General features: G+C 43.2%; 15 protein-coding genes. 7 read left to right on the forward strand and 8 right to left on the reverse strand.

The window, feature by feature from the left end:
• Positions 1 to 5: 5 nt before the first annotated feature.
• From lolA to lrp, 3 genes are all read right to left on the reverse strand, one after another.
• On the reverse strand, positions 6 to 626 hold the full coding sequence (gene lolA, locus AB6N04_RS10340) for an outer membrane lipoprotein chaperone LolA (RefSeq protein WP_369308217.1): 621 nt from the start codon (positions 624 to 626) through the stop codon (positions 6 to 8).
• Positions 627 to 732: 106 nt separating this feature from the next.
• Entirely contained in the window at positions 733 to 4,461 is a 3,729-nt protein-coding gene (locus tag AB6N04_RS10345) for a DNA translocase FtsK 4TM domain-containing protein (protein WP_369308218.1), read from the reverse strand.
• 413 nt (positions 4,462 to 4,874) lie between these two features.
• Positions 4,875 to 5,369 carry a leucine-responsive transcriptional regulator Lrp gene (gene lrp, locus AB6N04_RS10350; protein WP_004918089.1) on the reverse strand — a complete coding sequence of 165 codons (495 nt, stop codon included), beginning with the start codon at positions 5,367 to 5,369 and terminating at the stop codon, positions 4,875 to 4,877.
• A gap of 538 nt (positions 5,370 to 5,907) precedes the next feature.
• Between lrp and trxB the strand changes: the two genes are divergently transcribed.
• From trxB to infA, 6 genes are all read left to right on the forward strand, one after another.
• Positions 5,908 to 6,867: a thioredoxin-disulfide reductase gene (trxB, locus tag AB6N04_RS10355; RefSeq protein WP_369308219.1), complete on the forward strand. Its 960-nt coding sequence runs from the start codon at positions 5,908 to 5,910 to the stop codon at positions 6,865 to 6,867.
• Positions 6,868 to 7,040: 173 nt separating this feature from the next.
• Complete coding sequence (locus AB6N04_RS10360) at positions 7,041 to 8,720, forward strand: DUF4153 domain-containing protein (protein ID WP_369308220.1); 1,680 nt, start codon at positions 7,041 to 7,043, stop codon at positions 8,718 to 8,720.
• 571 nt (positions 8,721 to 9,291) lie between these two features.
• Positions 9,292 to 11,061, forward strand: coding sequence for a cysteine/glutathione ABC transporter permease/ATP-binding protein CydD (cydD, locus tag AB6N04_RS10365; protein ID WP_369308221.1), 1,770 nt, complete (start codon positions 9,292 to 9,294; stop codon positions 11,059 to 11,061).
• 2 nt (positions 11,062 to 11,063) lie between these two features.
• On the forward strand, positions 11,064 to 12,806 hold the full coding sequence (cydC, locus tag AB6N04_RS10370; protein ID WP_369308222.1) for a cysteine/glutathione ABC transporter ATP-binding protein/permease CydC: 1,743 nt from the start codon (positions 11,064 to 11,066) through the stop codon (positions 12,804 to 12,806).
• A gap of 8 nt (positions 12,807 to 12,814) precedes the next feature.
• Positions 12,815 to 13,516, forward strand: a complete 702-nt coding sequence (gene aat, locus AB6N04_RS10375; protein WP_369308224.1) for a leucyl/phenylalanyl-tRNA--protein transferase — start codon at positions 12,815 to 12,817, stop codon at positions 13,514 to 13,516.
• Between the two features lie 141 nt (positions 13,517 to 13,657).
• The gene (gene infA, locus AB6N04_RS10380; RefSeq protein WP_004244560.1) at positions 13,658 to 13,876 is read left to right on the forward strand and encodes a translation initiation factor IF-1; all 219 of its coding nucleotides are present in this window, start codon (positions 13,658 to 13,660) and stop codon (positions 13,874 to 13,876) included.
• A gap of 68 nt (positions 13,877 to 13,944) precedes the next feature.
• On the opposite strand, the gene clpA is transcribed toward infA, so the two are convergent.
• Together clpA and clpS are read right to left on the reverse strand one after the other, a co-directional pair.
• Positions 13,945 to 16,230, reverse strand: a complete 2,286-nt coding sequence (clpA, locus tag AB6N04_RS10385; protein WP_369308225.1) for an ATP-dependent Clp protease ATP-binding subunit ClpA — start codon at positions 16,228 to 16,230, stop codon at positions 13,945 to 13,947.
• A gap of 31 nt (positions 16,231 to 16,261) precedes the next feature.
• On the reverse strand, positions 16,262 to 16,582 hold the full coding sequence (gene clpS, locus AB6N04_RS10390; protein ID WP_369308226.1) for an ATP-dependent Clp protease adapter ClpS: 321 nt from the start codon (positions 16,580 to 16,582) through the stop codon (positions 16,262 to 16,264).
• Between the two features lie 401 nt (positions 16,583 to 16,983).
• Between clpS and cspD the strand changes: the two genes are divergently transcribed.
• A complete protein-coding gene (cspD, locus tag AB6N04_RS10395; protein WP_369308227.1) occupies positions 16,984 to 17,253 on the forward strand; it encodes a cold shock domain-containing protein CspD in 270 nt (89 codons plus the stop codon).
• Positions 17,254 to 17,333: 80 nt separating this feature from the next.
• On the opposite strand, the gene AB6N04_RS10400 is transcribed toward cspD, so the two are convergent.
• The 3 genes from AB6N04_RS10400 to AB6N04_RS10410 form a co-directional block, all read right to left on the reverse strand.
• Positions 17,334 to 18,266: a DUF1177 domain-containing protein gene (locus AB6N04_RS10400; protein ID WP_369308229.1), complete on the reverse strand. Its 933-nt coding sequence runs from the start codon at positions 18,264 to 18,266 to the stop codon at positions 17,334 to 17,336.
• 230 nt (positions 18,267 to 18,496) lie between these two features.
• Complete coding sequence (locus AB6N04_RS10405; RefSeq protein ID WP_369308230.1) at positions 18,497 to 19,246, reverse strand: IclR family transcriptional regulator; 750 nt, start codon at positions 19,244 to 19,246, stop codon at positions 18,497 to 18,499.
• A complete protein-coding gene (locus AB6N04_RS10410; RefSeq protein ID WP_369308231.1) occupies positions 19,243 to 20,076 on the reverse strand; it encodes a nitrilase-related carbon-nitrogen hydrolase in 834 nt (277 codons plus the stop codon). The genes AB6N04_RS10405 and AB6N04_RS10410 overlap by 4 nt, the downstream gene beginning before the upstream one ends.

A 20,076-nucleotide genomic window follows, 5' to 3' on the forward strand; every position in this document is an offset into this window, starting at 1 on the left:
AAGGCCTATTTTGTCGTAGAACGTTGATCGTCCAACGTCACACCTTTTGGCACTGTAAACTTAAACTTACTGGCATCGACACGACCATTTTTTTGCTGTTTTAATTGATAAGCGCTGGTTTGCCCATCTTGCTCCACAGCGGAAAATTTCTCAATCGTGCCTTCTGGTGAAACCGTAATTGAGAATTTTTTCAACGTACCATTGGTTTGTTTAGGTTTAAGATCAAAGGTATTTCCTTGCTGTACGATCGAATATTGTTTCCAGTCTTTCGGATCATTACGTGTAATTAACAAAAAGGGAGTATCTTGTGTCGCATCGGCTAAATTGGTGACAGTCACTTGCTCAACAAATGGATTATAAAACCACAAATTTTTACCATCAGACACCAACACGCTTTCATCAGGTGAAGTCATGTTCCAGTTAAACAAGTTAGGGCGCTCTAACCACAAATCCCCAACCCCTTCTTGAACAAGATCCCCTTCAGGACTCGTCACTTTTTGTGAAAAACTGGCTTGAAAGCTATTGACCTTGTTCAGGCGTTCCTGAAGGTCTTGACTCGCATCTGCCACTACTTGGCCCATATGTAAACTAAAGGCTAATGCACCTAACAACATCATTTTTTTCATCAAAGAAAGACCTTAATATGAATACCTTAAGCGGCGTGGTGACGTTATACACCCCTTAAATTAAACCCGCAATTAGCACATTAACTTATTAAGTTGCTACCCACTTTTAGTGCCCCATCGATGGCGGCGCAAGCACTTCTCGGTTTCCATTGTGACCTTGCTCGCTGACAATGCCTTGGAGTTCCATCTGCTCGACAATTCGCGCAGCGCGGTTATACCCGATGCGGAACTGACGCTGAACCCCGGAAATAGAAACTCTTTGTTTATCAATCACAAATTCAACAGCTTGGTCGAATAATGGGTCAAGTTCTTCACCACCACCCTCATAACCACCACCTTCGCTGTCATCACTGCATGTTGTGATATTATCAATATATTGCGGTTTACCACGTGCTTTCCAATCATTCACTACCGCATGGACTTCTTGGTCACGAACAAAAGCACCGTGTACACGCATTGGAATTGATGAGTTAGGCGGTAAATAAAGCATGTCCCCCATCCCCAGTAGCGACTCTGCGCCGCCTTGGTCGAGAATGGTGCGTGAGTCAATTTTGCTTGATACCGTAAAGGCAATTCGAGTTGGAATGTTTGCTTTAATTAACCCAGTAATGATATCGACTGACGGACGCTGAGTCGCAAGCACTAAGTGAATACCCGCAGCACGCGCTTTTTGCGCTAACCTTGCGATTAACTCCTCCACTTTCTTCCCTGCTGTCATCATTAAGTCTGCAAATTCATCCACCATCACAACGATATAAGGCTCTTTTTTCAGCATTGGATGCTCTGTTTCCATGCTATCACCCGGTTTCCAGAATGGATCAGGGATCGGTCGCTGCATCTCTGCCGCTGCTTTAATTTTATCGTTATAACCTGCTAAGTTACGAACACCCAATGCAGACATCAACTTATAACGGCGTTCCATCTCATTAACACACCAACGCAGCGCATTCGCAGCGTCTTTCATGTCGGTAACAACTTCCGTCAATAAGTGCGGGATCCCTTCATAAATAGAAAGTTCCAACATTTTCGGGTCGATCATAATAAAGCGCACGTCTTCAGGCTTCGCTTTGTATAAGATACTGAGGATCATCGCATTGACCCCCACAGACTTACCTGAGCCTGTTGTACCTGCTACCAATAAGTGTGGCATTTTAGCTAGGTCAGCAACAACAGGGTCGCCTTCAATGTCTTTACCAAGCACAATGGTCAATGGCGATGGATTTTTTCTGAAATCATCGCAGTCTAACACTTCGCTTAGATAAACGGTTTGGCGTTTTTCATTTGGCAACTCCAATCCAACATACGGTTTACCCGGTATCACCTCGACGACACGCACCGCAACTGTTGATAATGAACGTGCAAGGTCTCGGGATAATGTCGAAATACGTGCAGCTTTGACGCCCGGTGCTAAATCAAGCTCAAAACGAGTGATAACCGGACCGGGAGAGAAGCCAACAACTTCTGCTTTCACACGGTAATCATTTAACCGAGCTTCGATCAGCCTTGCTGTTTGCTCCAGTTTAAACATATCTACTGGCTCTTCTTGCGCCGGTGGGCTTGCCAATAGATCAAGGGAAGGCATTGGCGTTGTCGGTTTTGGTAATGGTTGGTCATTACGCACCAAGAACGGGTGGAATAAGCTATCTTGCTGTGGCTGCTGTGGCTGCTGTGGCTGCTGTGGCTGCTGTGGCTGCTGTGGCTGCTGTGGCTGCTGTGGCTGCTGTGGCTGCTGTGGCTGCTGTGGCTGCTGTGGCTGCTGTGGCTGCTGTGGCTGCTGTGGCTGCTGTGGCTGCTGTGGCTGCTGTGGCTGCTGTGGCTGCTGTGGCTGCTGTGGCTGCTGTGGCTGCTGTGGCTGCTGTGGCTGCGCCAAAGTGTGTGTGGCGAATTCCTTATTGCCAAGCTCTGAATGCGGATTATTTTGTGGCGTAACTGTTGGCTCAACCGCAGTAAATGAAGGCATAAAAAGTGGATCAGCGGGTGTTTCATCAATTAAATCATCCACTGGAGAAAAACTATCCAATACTGAAAATTCTCTTCGTAAGTCAATCTTCGGCTCAAAGCTGTCTTGCTCATCATCAACTGGACTCACGGAAGAATCACTCGGCACGATAGCAGGAACTTCTGATTCCGCGAATTTATGTGTATTCACCGATAAATCAGAAGAAGAAGCCCAACGATGCTCTATAGTAGGTTGAGTCCATGAATGAGCTGATGGTTGTTCTTTGTGCTCAACCTGCTGATTTTCTGCTAAATTAACTGAGTTTTCCTCAGGGATAAGTGGTTCATCATCAGTGTTATCCACTTCCCCATAGCGCTCACGTTGCTGTTCTAGGAACTGAGCACGTAATAACGCATTTTGTTCGACATCGTCACTATTTTGCTCGTCTTCTACTTCAGTTGTAGACCACTGCTGATAGATTTCTTCACGCTTTAATGCCTCTTCTTGGCGACGTTGCAACTCTGCATCTCGCTGGGATGGAATTCGAATACCATACAATTCACGGCGCGTTGGTATACGAACTGGGTTTGGCCTTGGCAGCTCTGGCTCCATATTCTGTTTAACCTGCGCATGACGCTCAAGCGCTGCAATAGAAATACCTGCTGCGGCTAACGCAGCTTTATCGGCAACTCGGTCGCTAACAGAAGAATTAGCAGGAATATCCGCAATGGGTGATGCAGGCGTAAATAACGCAGGAGGAACCTGAGGTGAAAGCGTATTTTGTGGCGCAGGTGCTACTGGCATTGACGGTGTATTAACGTCTTCAATAAATGCCTGATTTTCTTGATGTTGCGGCTGAGCGTTATCGGCAGAACTAAACGCCGATGGGGTGGCAGAGGCATGATTCGAATGAGGAACATCAGGCTCTGCTTGCTTTTCAACGTGCTCACCAAATTGTGGCTGGTAATCATCAGGAACTTCAAAGTGGTAAGTTTTGGGTTCATCAACCGCAGAGAAAGATGGCAATATTTCTTGCGCTGTCTCCGAGGAGGTTTCTGGCACAGTTGTGGCTTGTGCTTGAGCCATAGAACTTTGCGTTTCAACCACATCCCCTTGAGGTGTATTACCTGTAACAAGTTCAACTACAGTTGGCGCTGAAAACAGCACATCATCTGCATCAAAGTGCTGCTGATTATCATTCGCTAAGTGTTCCGCTTCTTGCGCACGCTGTAATGCATCTTCCGTTTCCTCGACATCATAATCGTTGATATCGTCGCCTCTGGCGCGATTTGTTAATAGTGTAATAGGAAGAAGAATGGCCGCACCGATTTTTTCCGCAATGGTCAACCATGACCACCCGGTAAATAAGGTGAAACTAATTGCCCATAAGAACAAGAGCGCCAGTGTAGCACCTAAGGAGTTGAACCACGGCATAATGGCATTACTAAACACACTACCTATCACACCACCTGAGGCAAAATTGGGTAAATCATCAAAATTTAGCGCGGCTAAACCGCAAGATGAAAGGATCAGTGCTAAACCGCCAATAAGGCGTAAAGAAAGCGAGAAGAAGTCAATATAACGGCGCTGGCTTTCATAATGATAGATAGCCCAGCACCCCAGTAGTAACAGAGGAGGAATAGCAAAGGCAAGAATACCAAAAGCTGAAAACAGAATATCAGCACTCCATGCCCCTACACTGCCGCCTAAATTTTTTACAGGGGCATTCCACGTGGTTTGTGACCAACTCGGGTCCGAAGGGCTAAAGCTTAATAACGCAACCATAAGAAAGACTGCGATTAGGCAAATCGCGAGCAAAATTACCTCGAGCAGCCGTCTTCCGCTACTGAGTTTTTTAAACTTAATGTATTTATCTTCTGTGTATTCGTGGCTCATTATTGTTTCTTTACTGACTGATGTTCTTTACTGACTCTATTTATTCTAACATTAATCGCCTTGAGATGCCTGTTTTGCTGGCTCTAAGGTAAATAATTATGTGATCCATACATAGTCGCCCAGTATTTCATCTAATGTATTAGGATTCAATTTCTATTTATCGTCAAAACTCCTAATTATTTATAGCTTTAAAATCAATAAATTGATAATAAAACTTATCGAGAATTAAGGTTTTTTTCGTAAAACTACGTAAGAAAGGTAGAGCTTACGGTCAACTAGCCGATTTTAAAAGGAAATTTTCAGAAATTATTCAGCTCTAAAACGGAACAACGCTGAGTAAACTCAGCGTTGAAACTGCAGTGCGACAACAAAGCGGATAATGCTGTGCTGAAGTGAGGTTAAAAAAGCGTAAATTAGCGAGTTTTAATCACTAAGCGGTTACTTTGTTTAACTTCTTCCATAACTACGTAGGTACGAGTGTCGTTTACACCTGGTAAACGTAACAGCGTCTCACCTAGCAGCTTACGATATGCGGACATATCTGGCACACGCGTTTTCAACAAGTAGTCAAAATCACCAGAAACCAAGTGACACTCTTGAATTTCTTCTAGTTTTTGCACTGCTGTATTAAACTGTTCGAACACATCTGGCGCACCACGGTTCAGTGTGATTTCAACAAACACTAACAAGGACGCATCTAAGTAATGTGGGTTCAGTAAGGCGGTATAGCCCGAAATAAAACCTTGTCTTTCAAGACGACGAACACGCTCTAAACAAGGCGTTGGAGATAAACCAACACGCTTGGATAATTCTACGTTGGAAATACGCCCGTCTTTCTGTAGTTCGTTTAATATATTCCTGTCGATACGGTCAAGGTCTTTGCCAGGACGCTTTTTATTGTCAATCATCTCTTTATCTCTCTTTCTCTAATTGTTATTTTCTACATCTATAAAATAAACCCCTTGCCAACCACCTTTTTTATTAGGAATTCGTGTTCAGGGCAAATTCTATCTATAGTGCTGAAGTTCGTGTGAATGTAATGATCATTCACAAACATGATCCATTTTTTTAGTTTGTAAGTAGTGTAAAGATAACTTTCCAGCAGGAACAAAAATGCGCCATTTTTATTGACTCACTAGATAATTAACTCTTACATAGATGTTTTCGCAAATGCGCAGCCGATTGTCAAAGCAAATGAATAAAAATCAGTACAAGATTTCGCTTTTTTTTCCAGTAAAACGTTTCGCAGCCTTAATTCAAGATTATTCCTAAAAATTGTGAAGCGTGACGCCCCCAACTTTTTGTCACATTTTCTTACATTTGGTTAGCCTTGCCTATCAGAGAAATTAGTCCCATAAAACAAACTCGCACTTAAATCCCTTTTGTTAACTTTCTATTTCTCCTACAATCCTAAGAATGCTTTTTTTTAGATTAAAAGAGGAATTCATGAGCACAACCACACATCGCAAGTTAATCATTTTAGGTTCAGGTCCCGCTGGTTATACCGCGGCAGTCTATGCTGCTCGCGCAAATTTAAGCCCTGCACTGATTACTGGGGTGGAAAAAGGCGGTCAATTAACGACAACAACTGAAGTCGAAAACTGGCCGGGTGACCCTGAAGGCCTAACCGGTCCGAGTCTGATGGAACGTATGCATGAGCACGCGGCGAAATTTGAAACCGAAATTATCGCTGATCACATCAATAAAGTGGATTTACAACAACGTCCATTTCGTTTATTTGGTGATGAAAACGAATATACCTGTGATGCACTCATTATTGCAACAGGCGCCTCTGCTCGTTATATCGGCTTACCTTCTGAAGAAGCATTTAAAGGTCGTGGCGTCTCTGCCTGTGCGACCTGTGACGGGTTCTTCTATCGTAATCAAAAGGTGGCTGTGGTAGGTGGCGGAAATACTGCCGTTGAAGAAGCGCTATATTTATCGAATATCGCATCTGAAGTCCATTTGATCCATCGCCGTGATAGCTTCCGTGCCGAGAAAATTCTAATTAATCGTTTAATGGATAAAGTCGAAAACGGCAATATTATTTTGCATACTGATCGCACCTTAAACGAAGTATTAGGTGATGAGATGGGCGTAACAGGCGTACGCCTTGAATGCACGAAAACACACGTGACTGAAGATATCCCAGTGATGGGGGCGTTTATCGCGATTGGTCACAGCCCAAATACGGCTATCTTTGACGGCCAACTCGATTTAGAGAATGGCTATATCAAAGTGCAATCGGGTACACAAGGCAACGCAACACAGACCTCTGTAGAAGGTGTGTTTGCTGCGGGTGATGTAATGGATCATATTTATCGCCAAGCTATCACCTCAGCAGGGACAGGCTGCATGGCAGCATTAGATGCAGAGCGTTACCTTGACGGTTTAGCGTCAAAATAGTTGCCATCATTCTTGTGAAAAAAGCGGTGCCCTGTTAAGGTCTCCGCTTTTTTTAAAATAACTTCATGTTAATGCTTCACTTACCCCATATTTTTAAGAGCAAGTTTATATTTTCTCTCCCCCGCCTTTATCTATACTGTTTGCTACATGATATTAACTTTATAGGTATTGCTATGGCTCAACCGTTTGGGCGTGATGTTGTTCGTGGCTATTCATATTTAATTATTATCCTTCTTTCTATCGTGCAGGGTATCGTTATTGCTGCAACTGCGGATTACACGGTTCGTTCTAGTAGCCTTTTAGATGGAACCACAGTGTATCTCCCCTTGTTATTAGCGATATTTGTGCCATCTGTGGTGAGCTATTTAATTACCAATGCCAAATCAATTATTTTTTATCTCAGCATTGCTCTGACTATCGCGCTCACTTGTTGGGTTAACTTCTGGCATAGTCAAGATTTTGAAAACGCAGCGGATGCTAACCCCATTGTCGCGTTTATAACTCTGACAGTCTTGTTATTTTTCATGCTACCTTGGATGCAATTGCTACAAACTACATCGTCATGGAAAATAAATTACGGTTGTTTAATGGGGCTGTACATCAAAAATACCTTTTTAGGTATGTTAGCTGCGGCAATAGGTGGGCTCCTGACGCTAATCGTGAAATTAGCTAGCTTTTTGTTTCATATTGTTAATTTGCATTTTTTAAGTGACTCTCTAAATAACGACATTGTTTATTGGATCTGTTTCACCCTCGGTTTTAATATTGGTTTAGTATTTTTACGTGCGAGCATTGAAATTCAACTCAGTAACTTCGCAAGCTTTATTGCCCGCTTTTTCCTACCATTACTGAATGTCGTTGCGGTCATTTTCTTAGGTGGCTTTATTATTTCTTCTTTTTCGGGGCTGACTTCTGCGGGCTTGGGTTCAGCGGTGATGCTGTGGTTTGTGATCCTTAACCTGATTTTTATTAATTTTGTTTATGGCGATGGCAGTACACTGTATCAATTTCGCAAAGGATTAAACGCCTTTGTGTTAATTAATATTTTGTTGCTCAATGCTTTTTCAGGTCTTTCATTGTACGGTATTCTTGTGCGGGTTAACCAATATAGCTGGAGCGTTGAGCGTTTATATGCCTTCACAATCGCCCTCTTTTTGGCATTCGTTGTTCTGGCTTATAGCCTCGCCATTATCCGAAAAAGAACCTCGTGGATGACCTCACTCGGTACAATTAATAAAGTAGGCATTCTTTCCCTTATTACCCTTATTTTAGTAATCAATAGTCCTATCGCCAATTTCAAAACGATTACTATCAATAGCATTATTGCGGGAGTGAATAACGGTAAAATCAACGTTAATAGCTCGCTCGCTTATGATTTAAAACAATTGGGTGATGAAGGTAAACGTGCATTTGAACAACTCAATAGCAACCCTGAATATCAAAAGCTGTTCCAAACAAGTTCATATAGTGAAGAACAAAAAAGACAACTAAAAGAAGTCCTTATACCAGTGAAAAATAGCCCTACTTTGCCGGATAGCTGGTTTGATTTAGGTGATAGCCTGAACAGTTCATGGTATTGCACATCAAAATATGACCCTTATTCATGTTTAGGGTTTATGGCTGATGTAAATCAAGATGGTCAAGATGATATGGTTATGTGTTATTCCTACCCCACGAGTACCACCATTGATTGCAATATTTGGCAGCAAACAGAACAAACTTGGGAAGTTGTCGATACACAAAGCCATTCATACAATACGGTGCAAAATAAAGACGCTGCTTGGGATAATTTGCTCAATGGGCAATTTACCTTAAAAACTAAAGAGTGGTTAAACATTACCCCTGCCCCATAATCCACACTAACAATTTGAACGGCTTAACATAAGTTGTTAAGCCTGAGGTTGTTGACAAAGTGGGAGAAAAGCGTGGTTTTTCCCACTTTGTGTTATCAGGCGAAAATCAATATATTGATTTTCCTTATTTTTTCAAAACCTATCCAACCTGCTGACAAACCTAATCGGTTTGTCAGCAGTCTGCGGCTTAACATAAGTTGTTAAGCCTTCTTTCCATTACGTAAAAATACAGTAGTATTCTATAACTTTTGTATTTCGCCCTAACCCTAGTTTGAAATATTCAATTTACCTTTACTGAACAATTTGATAACAAAGCACTTTCCACATTAAATAACCCTTTTTTATTATGTAACATCTGCCAGTTAAGCTGCTATGATGTAGCGTAAATAACCGAATTACAGGCCGAGATCAAAAATACCGTTTTCACTGTTTTCATTAAATATGTTACTTGATCATTATTTCACCGCCCTGATGTTATTTGGCTCTATAGCGAACGATAAAAACGATGTTAGGCTTTCACAACCTAACTATACTCAATGATATTAAAATGACACCTGCTAACTAAATCATTATGGATAAATCAAGACAGACTGAATTGGTACGTTGGTTAAAACAGCACAGTGCGCCCGCGAAGCGCTGGTTGCGGATCTCTATGCTATTAGGCATGGTGAGTGGATTACTGATTATTGCTCAGGCTTGGTTCTTAGCGGTCATCCTACAAGCACTGATCATGGATAGCACCCCTCGAGAACAACTATTGACCCCATTTTGCCTTCTGATTGGCGTGTTTATTTTTCGTGCTATAGTCACCTATGTTCGAGAGCGCGTTGGTTTTCGTTGCGGTCAAGTTGTTCGACAAGAAATTCGTACTCGCGTATTAGATAAACTGCAAGAACTCGGCCCTGTTTGGGTGAAAGGTAAACCCGCGGGAAGCTGGGCGACTATTATTCTTGAACAAATTGAAGATATGCAAGACTACTATTCGCGCTATCTTCCTCAAATGTATCTTGCCGCAATAGTGCCCATTATGATCCTTATCGCTATCTTCCCATTTAACTGGGCTGCGGCGATGATCCTGTTTGTTACTGCCCCTTTGATCCCCATTTTTATGGCTTTAGTGGGCTTAGGCGCTGCTGATGCAAACCGCCGCAACTTTATTGCACTTGGACGCTTAAGTGGTAGCTTCTTAGATAGACTCAGAGGACTGGATACCCTTCGTTTATTTTTCCGTGAAAAAGCAGAAATCCAGCAAATTCGCGAATCTACTGAAGATTTTCGCTCCAGAACCATGGAAGTACTGCGTATGGCGTTTTTGTCTTCTGGCGTTTTAGAGTTTTTTGCTTCAATTTCCATTGCTGTGGTTGCAGTATATTTCGGATTCTCCTATTTAGGTGAAATGAATTTTGGTAGCTACGGCTTGCCTGTCACGCTATTTGCGGGTTTCCTTGCGCTGATCCTTTCTCCTGAGTTTTTCCAGCCACTGCGTGACTTAGGTACTTATTACCATGCTAAGGCTCAGGCCTTAGGGGCTGCCGAAACGTTACAAACACTGCTTAATAGCGAAGGGGAAGAAAAGCCCCAACAAGGTACGAAAACACTGGCCGCCAATGAAGCTATTCGGATCCAAGCGAGTCAACTCGAAATTTTATCTCACGATGGTATCCGCCTTGCAGGTCCCCTCAATTTCACCATTGAGCCTCAACAACGCATTGCATTAGTTGGGCAAAGTGGGGCAGGGAAAAGTTCATTACTCAATTTACTCCTTGGGTTTTTACCTTACCAAGGCTCAATCACCGTTAATGGCATTGAATTGCGTGAGCTGAACCCTGAAAAATGGCGTGAATTACTCGGCTGGGTTGGTCAAAACCCGCATTTGCCTGAACAAACGTTAATTGAAAATATCTGCTTAGGCAAACCAAATGCTTCCGCGGAAGAGATTCAGCAAGCCATTGATAAAGCATATGTTTCTGAGTTTTTACCACATTTACCTGATGGCTTAAATACGCGCCTTGGTGACTACGCGGCACGCCTCTCTGTTGGGCAAGCGCAGCGTGTTGCTGTTGCACGGGTTTTATTAAAATCATCGCGGTTATTATTATTAGATGAACCCGCAGCAAGCCTTGATTCACATAGTGAACAACGCGTTATGCAGACGTTGAACCAGCTATCAGAGCAACAAACAACCTTACTTGTTACGCACTTACTGGAAGAAACAGTAGATTACGACCAAATTTGGGTAATGGCTAACGGCCAAATCATTCAGCAAGGGAATTACCAGCAACTCAGCCAGTCTGAAGGGGCGTTTTCCCAGTTATTAGCCCATCGTAGTGAGGAGCTTTGATAATGAAAATTTTATATCCTTTCTTAGCCCTCTACCGCCGTCATTGGTTTTTAATCACGCTTGGGATCATTTTGGCGATTGTCACATTACTTGCTAGTATTGGGCTATTAACACTCTCTGGCTGGTTTTTAGCAGGTACCGCCATCGCAGGCTTTCCAGGGCTGTACTATTTTAACTATATGCTACCCGCAGCTGGTGTACGGGGTGCGGCAATTTTCCGTACTGCCGGCCGTTATGGTGAGCGGTTAGTCAGTCACGATGCAACATTCAAAGTCCTTGCTCACTTACGCGTTTTTGCTTTTAGCAAAATACTCCCACTTTCGCCGGGGGGAATTAGCCGCTTCCGCCAAGGGGAGCTGTTAAACCGTTTAGTCGCTGATGTCGAAACCCTCGATCACCTCTATTTACGAGTGTTATCACCGATTATCACTGCATTTTTTGTCACGTTCGTCTTGATTTTTGGTTTGAGCTACCTCGATCCTCGCCTCGCATGGACACTCGGTGGCGTGATGTTATTCTTGCTGTTCACCATGCCATTTGTTTTTTACCGCGCAGGTAAGCCAATTGGTCGTGAACTCACTGAGCTTCGCGGCGACTACCGAACCATTTTAACCTCAGCGCTGCAAGGTCAAGCAGAGCTAACTTTATTTGGCGCGACTGCACGTTTTCGTCACAATCTTTGGCAGATTGAAAATAACTGGCAAACACGCCAGCAACAGCAAGCGGCTTTAACAGGGTTATCTCAAGCGATCATTTTATTTGCATCAGGTGTGACGGCAACATTGTTATTGTGGATGGCTGCAGACCATGTTGGTGGAGATACTCAACCTGGTGCCCTGATCGCACTGTTTGTTTTTTGTTCGCTAGCTGCCTTTGAAGCATTAGGTCCCGTTGCTGTCGCTTTCCAACATATGGGGCAAGTGATTGCTTCGGCAACCCGCGTTTCACAACTGATGACTGCAAAACCAGAGGTCACTTTCCCAGCGGAAAGTCCTTCCATTACAACATTGGAAAACCTGACTGTTGATAATATCTCGTTCACCTACCCCGATCAGCCCTTTGCTGTGCTTAATAACGTATCATTGAGCTTAAATAAAGGACAACACCTCGCTTTACTTGGGAAAACAGGGTGCGGCAAATCAACGCTCCTGCAACTGTTAACCCGTGCATGGGATGTCGACAGCGGTACAATTACATTAAATGGCCAGCCGATTAACACGTTTAGTGAAAAATCACTGCGTAGCATTATGTCAGTGGTGCCACAGCGAGTACATGTGTTCAGCGACACTCTGCGTAATAACCTGCTATTGGCCAATGACCAAGCCACAGATGCAGAATTAAATGCGGTGTTACAACAAGTTGGCTTAGGTAATCTGCTTGAGAATGAATTGAAGCTCAACGCATGGATGGGGGAAGGTGGTCGCCAGTTATCGGGGGGCGAACAGCGCCGTTTAGGCATTGCTCGTGCCTTATTGCATAATACGCCACTTGTGCTAATGGATGAGCCAACGGAAGGATTAGACGCTCAAACAGAACAGCAAATTTTAACGCTCTTAAAAGAAAAGTGTGCGGATAAAACGTTAATTGTGATCACCCATCGCATGCAAGGTCTAGAAGAAATGGATAACATTTGTGTGATGGATAGTGGTAAAATTGTCGAACAAGGCTCCCATCAAGCGCTATTAGACATGCAAGGTCGCTATTATCAATTCCGCCAGCGCCATTGGGCTCAGAAAACATACTGAGGCGCAGCATGTACCAACTCGATGATGACTCATATGTGTTCCCTCCCGTATCTGAAGCGATGCGGGAACCCAATGGTTTATTAGCTATCGGTGGCGATCTTTCATCAAAAAGGCTGCAAGCGGCGTATTATGATGGTATCTTCCCATGGTTCAATCCAAGTGAGATGCCTTTATGGTGGTCACCGGATCCAAGGGCGGTGTTAATGATAGGGGATTTGCACATCAGCCGCTCAATGAAAAAAGTGCTAAAAAAACAGCTTTACCGCATTACCATCAATCATGCTTTTAAAGATGTGATTGAAGCGTGTTCTGTGCGTGAAGAAGGAACCTGGATCCTGCCTGAAGTTCAAGCCGGCTACCTTGAATTACACCATGAGGGGCTCGCCCATTCTGTTGAAGCTTGGTACGGTGACAAACTGGTTGGTGGCCTGTACGGAGTTAATGTGGGGCACCTATTTTGTGGGGAATCCATGTTCAGTAGAATGAATGATGCATCCAAATTTGCTTTTATTACATTCTATTTTCATTTTTTGCGCTATAATGGGCAGCTTTTTGATTGTCAGGTACTTAACCACCACACCGCCTCATTGGGCGCAAAAGAAATATCCCGAAGGGATTTTTTACATATTCTTTATCGGTGGCGTGACAAAGGGATAGATCCCGCCTGCTGGATACCGCAATCGATTGATTTACCGCCAATATTCGATTAGTGAACGTTGGTTTATTATTAATTTTATTCCTTCACATAAGCATAAAGATCGCGTTAAAATGCGACACTTCTTTACTTAGTGCGGGTTTTTGGGCATTATCTTGCCCGTTAAAAATCACGGTTATTAAACTTAGAGGATTAGATGGCCAAAGAAGACAATATTGAAATGCAGGGCACAGTTTTAGATACCTTGCCAAATACAATGTTTCGTGTTGAACTGGAAAACGGTCACGTAGTGACTGCTCATATCTCTGGTAAAATGCGTAAAAACTATATCCGCATCCTGACAGGCGACAAGGTAACTGTAGAGTTAACCCCTTATGACCTGAGCAAAGGCCGAATCATTTTCCGTAGCCGTTGATTACCTCTTCAGGCAAGGCCTGACATTACCACAGGTGCATGATACACCTGTGGTTAATATTATTAATGTCAGAATACCGCATCCTCCGGAGAGGCCTTGTGCACGCTACTGAAGCTGTATGTCAGTGTGTTACTCTTTTCATCAAGCCCGATACTTACCGAGCCGCCGTTAGTGAGTGAGCCAAACAGCAATTCGTTCGCTAATGGTTTTTTCAGGTTATCCTGAATTGTGCGTGCCATAGGTCGGGCACCCATTGCTTTATCATAGCCTTTTTCACACAACCAGCGACGTGCCGCAGCGCTCACCTCGATGGATACGCCCTTCTCATCCAACTGTGCTTGTAACTCAACAATAAATTTATCAACAACTTGTGTGATAATTTCTGGTGTCAGTGAGTTGAACCAAATAATGCCATCAAGACGGTTACGGAACTCAGGCGAGAAAGCACGCTTAATTTCAGACATTGCATCAGTGCTGTTATCCTGCTCTGCAAAACCAATGGAACGGCGCTGAGTTTCTTGAACCCCTGCGTTTGTTGTCATAACAACAATCACATTGCGGAAATCTGCTTTACGACCGTTATTATCGGTCAGTGTACCGTGATCCATTACTTGCAGTAAGATATTAAACACATCAGGGTGCGCTTTTTCAATTTCATCCAATAGTACCACTGAGTGTGGATGCTTAATTACCGCATCGGTTAATAAGCCACCTTGATCAAAACCGACGTAGCCCGGAGGTGCACCAATTAAACGGCTGACGGTATGGCGCTCCATGTACTCAGACATATCAAAACGCAATAGTTTAATATCCAACGCTTTGGCTAATTGAACGGTGACTTCCGTTTTCCCCACCCCTGTCGGGCCAGCAAACAAGAATGAGCCGACGGGTTTGTTTTCTAACCCTAACCCTGCACGATTCATTTTGATCGCTTCAGACAGCGCCTCAATAGCTTTATCTTGACCAAACACTAACATCTTCAAGCGTGAATCAAGGGATCTGAGTTTATCTTTATCACTTGATGATACCGTTTTTTCTGGGATACGTGCGATACGCGCCACCACGGTTTCAATTTCAGGCACACCGATAGTTTTTTTACGTTTGCTTGGAGCGACTAAACGAGTGCGCGCGCCAGCTTCATCAATTACATCAATCGCTTTGTCAGGCAAGTGCCTATCAGTAATGTATTTAATGGATAAATCCACCGCAGCTTGAATGGCTTTTGCGGTATAGCGCACATCGTGATGTGCTTCATATTTAGGTTTTAACCCATTAATGATACGGATAGTTTCTTCGGGTGTCGGCTCAACAATATCAATTTTTTGGAAACGACGAGCCAACGCTCTGTCTTTTTCAAAGACACTAGCGAATTCTTGGTAGGTTGTTGAACCAATCACACGGATCCGCCCACCTGACAGTAACGGTTTAATTAAGTTTGCCGCATCAACTTGCCCACCGGATGCCGCCCCCGCACCAATAATGGTATGGATTTCATCGATGAATAAAATACTTTTCGGGTCTTTTTCTAACATTTTTAGTAGGGCTTTGAAGCGTTTTTCAAAATCCCCACGGTATTTAGTGCCCGCTAACAATGAGCCGATATCTAAAGAATAAATGGTGCAGCCTTTCATAACATCAGGCACATCGCCCTGTTCGATACGCCATGCAAGACCTTCGGCAATTGCGGTTTTACCGACACCAGATTCTCCCACTAATAGCGGATTATTTTTACGGCGACGGCATAAGACTTGGATAGTGCGCTCTAATTCGGCCTGACGCCCTACCAGTGGGTCGATATTCCCTTTTTTAGCCTGTTGGTTCAGGTTAGTTGTGAAGTTGTCCATATGGTCTTCTGAGAGGGGTTGCTCTTCATTCGACGTGTTGTTATTGGACATGTCGTTATCCGAAGACGATGACTCTTCACCTTTTACTGTACCGTGGGAGATATAATTGACCACATCTAAGCGGCTAACATCGTGCTTACGCAATAAATACGCAGCTTGGGATTCTTGTTCACTAAAAATCGCGACAAGGACATTTGCCCCGCTCACCTCACTGCGCCCTGATGACTGTACATGGAATACCGCCCTTTGCAACACTCGCTGAAAACTGAGTGTCGGTTGGGTGTCTCTGTTATCATTTTCGGGTAACAAAGGTGTAGTTTGCGCGATAAAGTGTTCCAGTTCTTGACGTAAAGCGACAAGATCAACCTTACAAGCCTCTAAAGCTTCGCGTGCCGAGAGGTTACTCAGTAACGCCAGCAATAGGTGCTCTACAGTCATAAACTCATGGCGACTGTCTTTCGCTTTCGTAAAAGCTACGTTTAAACTAAGCTCCAGTTCTTGATTGAGCATAAGCACCTCCCAAAATTGATATTAAGCCGGATCAGACTTTCTCTATAGTGCAAAGCAAAGGGTACTCATGCTCGCGGGCAAATGCATTGACCTGCGCCGCTTTTGTTTCTGCAACCTCTGCTGTAAAAATCCCACAAACTCCCTTTCCTTGAATATGCACATCTAACATTATCTGTGTAGCGCGTTCTTCATCAAAAGAAAAGTATTTTTGTAACACCTCGACAACAAAATCCATCGGAGTGTAGTCATCATTATTCAATAATACCTTATACATAGACGGTGGTTGTAAGGTTTGTTCCACTTCGTCTTTGAAAATGACATCTGTTTTAAATGTGCCTAGAAAATCGCTCATTACTTTCTTGCTCAGTCTTGCTCGGTGTTTAACTTCAAATTAAGCATAGTCTTTGTTATCAACGATTTCTATCATTCCTCTTGATAGTGTCACAAAACTATACCATTAAATTCTTGTGCCGCTTTTCACAAATAAGCTTTTCATTTGCAGTGTATCATGCTATTAGCCTCAACGCTTCTCTTTAGCAATCTGTGAGCTATCTCAAATATTATAGAAAATCACATTTAGCGCTTATCGAATTCTTAACACTTTACCATAATTCCTGAAGCTCCCCTCTTGACCTGAGAATGCAATTTACTACAGTATGTTTTACGAACAATTTATAGCGTATTTTTACTTAGTTTTTGTATACATTTTATACATAGCTGTAAAACACGACTAGCAAACCTAAAGGATGAAATATGGAGACGGGTATCGTTAAATGGTTCAATAACGCAAAAGGCTTTGGTTTTATTTGTTCGGCTGATGGAGGCGAAGATATTTTTGCTCACTATTCCTGCATACAAATGGAAGGTTACAGGACACTAAAAGCAGGTCAAAAAGTACAGTTTAGTGTAACAATTGGCCCGAAAGGCAACCACGCGGATGTTATCATCCCAATGGTAGCTGAAGAAAACGCAGAAAATGCAGAAAACGTAGAAAACGTAGAAAACAAGCCAGAAGCAAATTAGTCTTTTGCGCAATAGAGCACAGTTAATTATATCAATTATATTGATGCTGTTAATAATTAACTGTGGCTATTTTTATAGTATCAATGCCCTGAGGTTTGCAAATGCGACATATCGCCGTACAGTGATGTCAATAATGCATATTGTTCTACATCGTAAAACGCACATTGTTTATCCGTAAAGGCTTTCGCCACTTCAATCATAAATTTCACGGCAGCAGCAATATCAATCTCGTGACTCGCCCCTGTAGAACACCCCGGAACAACGGTTTCTGAACAAATCGCCACACCAACTACAGGTGTAGATGTTGATACCGCAGGTTGCATAATACTATTGATATGATGAAGACCATTGCCATATGGAGTAATATCCTGAATAGACAATGGAAATGTCACCGCACGTTGCCCACTGCACCACTCCATCAAACGGATCAAATCATCAGAAACAGGTAAAATATACCCCTCTTTAACCGTTGGTGATAAAGCATAACCTTTATGGTTTAGTAAACTATTGCCTTTGGTAGTATCTACTGACAAAATCGCATCCGCTTCCGGAATGGCCTCATGTTGATTCATCGTCACGTCTTCTAAAGGTGAATCCATAAAATCAACGGGAGTATGAGGTCGAGTTGGTGCATTAGGGCAAATATGGGTAATGATCACCACATCCCCAACGAGTTTGTCACCTTTGTCATGCATTTGAGCCAATTTCAGTGCCGTTGCAATCGCTGCAATCGCCCCATCAGCATCTGAGACCACACCAATACGTGAAGGTCTTGCACCAATCCCCCCTAAACGCCCTATGATGCCGAGCGTTGGAGCTTGATGACCTTGCGATTTACCTTGGGTGCCTGGAATAAGAATACGAACAAAGTCACTTTGACCTTTCGAATCTGTGACCGTTTTAGAAGAAACTTCAATTGCTGGGAAAGTCTTGAACAGTGTAACAACATCTTCCCCCTTAACATTTGCGCAATCGATAAGCTCATACGCACAAAGGGTTTGCTTTAGACTCATTGTACTTCCTTGAATTCTAATAATTTTTTATTGAATTGTAGGGCTACTTTGAAATTAGCTCACCTAAAAATATAAGCTCACTTCATTTCACCCGAGTTAAGGCTTGATGGTAAAAAAGCCTTATTTTTCCTGATGAAGGCGTATTCACGCACTTAAAAATAAAATACTTATAATATAAATTAAAATTAACTACTTACTTTCACTACTTACTTTTGCAACATGATGTATCCTTACTTCTTGGTGCTTCTTTGTAGCCAGTAAGGATCACCTACCATACAACCAAGGTAAGATGCCTTATGGCATAGGTTAGTGGATAGCTGCTCCATAACCTGTTCATTCATTTGAGTTTCTGGCAAACTTAAACATAATGCGTATAAGGTATTCTGCGTGGGATCAAACACAGTACTGGAAACCGAAGCAACGCCTGCAACAGACTCATTGATAGAAGACTCCCAGCCACGTTCATTAATCAGATCCATTTGTTCTGTTAATGTCACTTGCAACGCTTTGTCTTCGCGACCAATAATTTTGGCCCTTTCTTGCAATGGTAACCGCGCTAGCAAAGCACGTCCCGTTGAGGTGCCTAAGATTGGCAAACGTGTTCCAGGTTGTGTGATCACCTGTAGCATACTATTACCAAAGCGTGCATGAACCACCCGCACCATGTCGTTATCAAGGGCCGAAACATAGCTGGTAAACCCAGTATCTTTCGTCAACTCATCCAATGCCTCTAATGTCATATCAATCAGTGGATTCATCCCTCGAGCACGATGGGCTAACTCCATGATCAATAAGCCTGGCCGATAAATTGGGGCATGCATTTTCTTTTCTAATAATCCCAGTTCTGACATTTGCTTAAGTAAACGAGACGCAGAACTTTTCGGCATACCTAATTCATTGACTAACGCCGTAACGGTAAGCTCATTACCTGAACGCAGAAATAACTGATAAACATCAACGACGCTATTTAAAATACTCATGTATCAAAACCTTGAGTGAGAATACCGTAATCTTGCGGTTTTCTATCACGTAAATACGGAATGGTTAAGCGCGTATGGGCTTGCAGAACAAAGTCAATTTCACCCATTAACAATGCTTCACCATCACAGGTTGCTTCGCAAAGCACTTGCCCACGAGGGCCTAAAACTTTGCTGCCACCAAATAAGTGTAAGTCCCCTTCATGACCCCAGCGGTTAACCGCGAGTAAATGTGCGCCATTTTCCAAAGCACGCGACGCGGTATTGATGTCCCACATGTCTTTGTCTTGCACACACCACGCAGAAGGGGCAATTAACAACTCTGCACCTTGAAGCGTAAGAATACGCGCAACTTCAGGGAACCCCATGTCATAACAAATCATGATGCCAATTTTGCCAATGGGTGTATCGAACACAGGGAAACTATCACCGCGACTAAACCATTGTTTTTCTATCCCAAAAGCATGCACTTTACGAAACACACCGCTGATGCTTTCACATCCCGGGTTCCATACGCCAACCGCATTATAGATATCACCAAGGTAGTCACCACGTTCCACAAAACCGCTAACGATAGTGATATTTAAACGTGTTGCGAGTTCACTGAATAAGCGATACGTCTCGCTCCCTATGGTATCGCTGAGATCCCATAATTGCGTATTCAGTAAATCACCTCGATAACCGGTTGTGGCGAGCTCGGGAAAACAAATCAATTTAGCCCCGGACTCTGCTGCTTGTTCACATAACTGCGCCATGCGCTGCAAGTTACCTTGCTTATTCCCCAGCTCAGACTCAAACTGAGCAAGGGCAACTTTGACCTTGCTACCTGACAT

Origin of the sequence: Providencia rettgeri (genome assembly GCF_041075285.1) — a bacterium.
Lineage (GTDB): Bacteria > Pseudomonadota > Gammaproteobacteria > Enterobacterales > Enterobacteriaceae > Providencia > Providencia rettgeri_G.